General features: G+C 58.3%; 2 protein-coding genes and 1 pseudogene. 1 reads left to right on the top strand and 2 read right to left on the bottom strand.

Features of this window, described 5'->3' with window-relative positions:
• A pseudogene (gene istA, locus BV908_RS22035) lies at nt 1–814 on the bottom strand (IS21-like element ISRsp3 family transposase); the annotation flags it as partial.
• A 501-nt stretch (nt 815–1,315) separates the two neighbouring features.
• Here istA and BV908_RS22030 point away from each other — a divergent pair.
• Entirely contained in the window at nt 1,316–1,492 is a 177-nt protein-coding gene (locus BV908_RS22030; RefSeq protein ID WP_210434054.1) for a hypothetical protein, read from the top strand.
• Between the two features lie 18 nt (nt 1,493–1,510).
• Here the strand turns inward: BV908_RS22030 and BV908_RS22020 are convergent, their stop codons facing one another.
• Nucleotides 1,511–2,275, bottom strand: a complete 765-nt coding sequence (locus BV908_RS22020) for an IS6-like element IS6100 family transposase (protein WP_001389365.1) — start codon at nt 2,273–2,275, stop codon at nt 1,511–1,513.
• Nucleotides 2,276–2,336 lie beyond the last annotated feature (61 nt).

Here is a 2,336-nt window from a genome sequence, read left to right as displayed (position 1 = left end):
CCAACCAGGCATTGAGGGCATCAAGATCTGGGAAGTTGGGCATTGGCTGCCATAACCGTCGACGCGCATCCTGAACGTTTTTCTCGACCTGACCTTTCTCCCAGCCTGAGGCCGGATTGCAAAAATCCGTTTCGAACAGGTAGTGGCTGGCCATGGCAGCGAACCGCGCATTGACCTGTCGGACTTTGCCCTGGCCGATCCGGTCTACAGCCGTCTTCATATTGTCGAATATTCCACGCTGAGGCACGCCGCCCAGCACCCGGAAGGCCTGCGTCAGTGCGTCGAACAACATCTCGTGCGTTTGCAGCAGATAGGCTCGCGTGATGAACGCCCGACTGTGGGAGAGCTTGGTATGGGCCACCTGCAGCTTGGTAGGCCGGCCATTCAGAAGGGCGTAATCTTCACTCCAATCGAACTGAAAGGCCTCACCGGGCTGGAAGATCAGCGGTACGAATGTGCCGCGCCCACTGGTTTGCTTTTCATATTGGCGTTCGGTCTTCCACGAGCGGGCGAAGGCGGCAACACGGCTGTATGATCCCTCGTAGCCCAGCTTAACCAGATCTGCATGTAGCTGCTTGGCTGTTCGCTTCTGTTTGCGCGACTTGCCAGATTCCACCCGCAGCCACGTCGTCAGTTTTTCTGCAAACTGATCAAGCTTGCTCGGCCGTTTGGGAACCTTGAACGTCGGCTCCACCGCGTCATCGCGCAGATATTTGCGGATCGTGTTGCGCGATAATCCAGTCCGCCGCCGGATCTCGCGAATGGGGATGCCTTGCCGAAAATGCCAGCGGCGGATCACACTGAGTAGGTCCATGTCGATCACTCCGATGCCTCCTGACTGTCAGCCAGGGGCGAGGAAAACATGGGTCAATTCTCAGTGAAAACTTATAACCCTCCCGGGTCACTTCTCAGTGCAACTCAACATCTGCGCTATTGGAAGAAGCTGCGATCCAGCTTCTTAGAGATCGCGGGATCGAGTTTCCCGACTACATGCGCCACTATCGCAAGGCCGACGCCGAGGTAGCGCCATAAGCGTATCGACACGCTTATTCTTGCCAAGCCCTAAAAGTTAAGCCAGTTATGACCCGCTGATTCCGCAAGGAGTCGGCGATTCATCTGTTGTTTGGGGGTGGCTCCCCCGGACAACGGGCAACAAAAAACCCTCGCTTGGCTGAGCGAGGGCTGTTTGTACCGCCAAAACGGGATCAACTATCTGTCCCTTTTATCGGCGGTGCTTCGGCAAATGTCAATCCTGAAAGCGTGCTTTCGGGAGCGATGGTGCTTGGCCTGGCGGGACCGACAAAAGGAGGTCGTTATGACCACTTCCATAGGGTCCGTGCTGCGTAGCAGCGGGATTGCCAATATCGAGCGCGCCCTATCGGCGCGCTCCGCAAGACCGCGCGCTAAAGTCTGGAAAAACAGCATCGCCGTAGGCCATGAGCAGCGCGTCAAAGCGGGCTCTGTTGCAAAGATTGGCGGCAGTCAGAGGTAGGCTGTCGCTCTGCGCCGATCAGGCGGCTGCTGCGAAATGGTGGTTGAGCATGCCCATGGCCTCCGTCAGCGCCGAGGGCCCAATGCCAAAAGCTCTCTCCACAAGGCGCACCTCGCCCCTGATGCCGGGCTGCAGGCACCAGGGGCGAGCCTGTCCTTTGCGCAGGGCTCGCATGACTTCGAATCCCTTGATCGTGGCATAGGCCGTGGGGATCGATTTGAAACCGCGCACCGGCTTGATCAGTATCTTGAGCTTTCCGTGATCGGCCTCGATCACGTTATTGAGATACTTCACCTGCCGGTGGGCCGTCTCCCGGTCCAGCTTTCCTTCGCGCTTCAATTCGGTGATCGCTGCACCATAGCTCGGCGCTTTGTCGGTATTGAGCGTGGCAGGCTTTTCCCAGTGCTTCAGGCCTCGCAGGGCCTTGCCCAGGAACCGCTTCGCTGCCTTGGCGCTGCGGGTCGGCGACAGGTAGAAATCGATCGTGTCGCCCCGCTTGTCGACTGCCCGGTACAGGTAGGTCCACTTGCCCCGCACCTTGACGTAGGTTTCATCCAGGCGCCAGCTCGGATCAAAGCCACGCCGCCAGAACCAGCGCAGCCGCTTCTCCATCTCCGGGGCGTAGCACTGGACCCAGCGATAGATCGTCGTATGGTCGACCGAAATGCCGCGTTCCGCCAGCATTTCCTCAAGGTCGCGATAGCTGATCGGATAGCGACAATACCAGCGCACCGCCCACAGGATCACATCACCCTGGAAATGGCGCCACTTGAAATCCGTCATCGTTCCGTCCGTCCAATCTCCGCCAAGCATGCTCAAGCTTCACGATTTTTGCAACAGAGCC

Source organism: Diaphorobacter sp. LR2014-1 (genome assembly GCF_002916785.1).
GTDB classification, from domain to species: Bacteria; Pseudomonadota; Gammaproteobacteria; order Burkholderiales; family Burkholderiaceae_C; genus Diaphorobacter; species Diaphorobacter nitroreducens.
Note: the sequence above shows the minus strand (reverse complement) of the source record. Positions and strands in the feature narration are given on the sequence as shown.

Coding starts and splice junctions, on each gene's coding strand:
- BV908_RS22020 (WP_001389365.1), bottom strand. CDS start 2,275: ATGACGGATTTCAAGTGGCGCCATTTCCAGGGTGATGTGATCCTGTGG.
- BV908_RS22030 (WP_210434054.1), top strand. CDS start 1,316: ATGACCACTTCCATAGGGTCCGTGCTGCGTAGCAGCGGGATTGCCAAT.